Below are 2208 nucleotides of genomic sequence, written 5' to 3'. Positions count from 1 at the left end.
CCCGTAGAGCGGGGCAGGTGCAAGAGGCGGCGGGCGAGGACGAACAATGGCTCGAGGCCACAGCCGGACGGCTGCGTACCGCGCTTATGGGTTACAATCTACAGGCCAAGATCGCTGGGATGCGATTGACGCCAAACGCCGCCTTGGTGCGATTTGTCGGCAGCGACCGCCTGCGCGTCGAAGACATCGAGGCTAAACAGTCCGCGCTTCTGACCACGCATGGCCTGAGAGTGATCTCCATCTCGCCGCTGCCCGGCGAGATCGTGGTGGGCGTGGCAAGAGCAAAGCGGCAGATTGTCTCGATGTGGGATCTCTGGGAGCGCCGCGCCTTGAACCGCAACGCCGCCGGTCTCAACACGAGCTTCCTTCTTGGTCTGCGCGAGCTGGACGGTGAAATTCTCTATCTCAACCTCGGTGGGCCGTTCGCCGGCGTGTCACAACACGACCCGCACACGCTCATCGCCGGCGCGACGGGCAGCGGCAAATCGGTGTTGATCCAGGCACTGATCCTCGACATCGCCGCGACCAATCCAAGCGCCTTGGTACATATTCATCTGATCGATCCAAAAATGGGCGTGGACTACTCCGCGATCGAGCGGTTGCCGCATGTGAAGGGTGGGATCATCATTGGCCAAGCGGCCGCGATCGAAATGATGGAGGGGCTCGTCATCGAGATGGACCGGCGGTACGAGCTGTTCAGGCAGAGCGGGGCTCGCGACATCCGATCGTTCAACATCAAGGCCGCGCCAGAAGCACGGCTGCCGATGAAGTTTCTCATCCACGACGAGTTCGCCGAATGGATGCTGACCGAGGATTACAAGGGTGTCGTCACCTCGATTGTTTCCAGACTCGGCGTGAAGGCGCGAGCCGCCGGCATTCACCTGGTCTTTGCGGCACAACGGCCCGATGCCGGGGTCATGCCTGTTCAGCTGCGTGACAATCTCGGTAATCGGCTGATCCTCAAGGTCGCGAGCGTCGGAACTTCAGAGATCGCACTCGGGACGAAGGGAGCCGAGAACCTGCTCGGCCTCGGGCATCTGGCCGCGCGGCTGAGCGGCGAGGCCGCAACCGTCTTCGCACAGGCGCCATTCTTGTCTGACGAGGATATCGAAGATGTCGTGTTGGCGATCGCCGCTCAGGACGGCTGAACTGGCAACGCCGGAGGCGCGGGAGGACAGAACATGAGAACGATGGCATAGATGACACCGGCGCAGGAAATCGCCGCCGCGACCCACAACAGGAACTGAATGATCTTCACCGTTGAGGGCGACCATTTCTTGTCCTTGTTCTTGTCTTTGTCCTTGAGGGAGACCGCATAGTCGCCGTCGAGCTTGTTCAGATTGGTGATGTAGAGGCTGAAGGCCTGGCTGAAGCGACCCATAATGAAAACGCTGGCGACACTCACGACGGCCGCAAAAAAGAAAATGCCGACAGCGATGACCCGATCGGTTTTGAGTTGGGATGCCGCGAAGTACCACAAGCCGCCGATTGCCACCGAGAACAGCGGGGGATCTTGTAGAGGACGTCGTTCATCGCTCGGAAGTGGGCGTATTGCTCTTTGTAGATATCTTTGACACTGACTTCGTTGCCGTCGGGCATGGGATGCGCGCCTCCTGTTCGCCTCGTATGCTATCAGCAAATTGCCTGGGCCTCGACCGTGGGGCCGATTTCGAGTTTTCCCCGTGCCGGATTAAGTTGAGCTTGATCCGAAGACAGAGTCACATGCGCTAATGCCGATCTATCTTGATGGCCACTCGACGACACCGCTGGCGCCCGAGGCGATGGACGCGATGGCACCTTGGTGGCATGCTCAGGTCGGCAATCCGCACTCGCCTCACCTGAGTGGCATGTTGGCGTCCCAAGCCGTTGAGACTGCGCGGGCGGAACTCGCGTCGCTCATCGGATCTGATCCACAGGAACTCGTCTTCACGTCCGGGGCGACCGAGGCGAACAACATCGCGATAAGGGGCATTGCCCTCGCAGCGCTCGAAGGTGGCATTGGCCGCCGTGACATTGTTGTATCGGCCATCGAGCACAAGAGCGTGCTGTCGTCCGCGCGTTCGCTGCGCAGTGCCGGCTTCCGCATCATCGAAGCGCCGGTTGATGTGAACGGCATTATCGATATTTCGGCTCTCGAACGGCTGGTCGGCCCCGAAACGCTCTTGGTTTCGGTGATGGCGGTCAACAACGAGGTGGGATCCATCCAAC

The 2208-nt window shown here is 60.2% G+C and carries 3 protein-coding genes; 2 read left to right on the top strand and 1 reads right to left on the bottom strand.

Translation table 11 applies throughout. The features are described from left to right. Positions 1-1148 (top strand): FtsK/SpoIIIE domain-containing protein (locus EOA13_RS36875; RefSeq protein WP_164780609.1); only part of this gene is annotated, 1148 nt, incomplete at its 5' end. On the opposite strand, the gene EOA13_RS36870 is transcribed toward EOA13_RS36875, so the two are convergent. Further along, positions 1136-1495 (bottom strand): hypothetical protein, encoded by a 360-nt coding sequence (locus tag EOA13_RS36870; protein ID WP_127298018.1) that lies wholly within the window; start codon positions 1493-1495, stop codon positions 1136-1138. The two genes, EOA13_RS36875 and EOA13_RS36870, sit on opposite strands and share 13 nt — an antisense overlap. Positions 1496-1730: 235 nt before the next feature. Between EOA13_RS36870 and EOA13_RS36865 the strand changes: the two genes are divergently transcribed. Next, positions 1731-2208: aminotransferase class V-fold PLP-dependent enzyme (locus EOA13_RS36865; RefSeq protein WP_127298017.1), on the top strand; the 478-nt coding region annotated here is incomplete at its 3' end.

It is taken from the genome of Mesorhizobium sp. M7A.F.Ca.US.011.01.1.1, assembly GCF_003998295.1.
GTDB lineage: Bacteria > Pseudomonadota > Alphaproteobacteria > Rhizobiales > Rhizobiaceae > Mesorhizobium.
The sequence above is the reverse complement of the archived record's forward strand: the minus strand, read 5'-3'. Positions and strand labels throughout refer to the sequence as shown.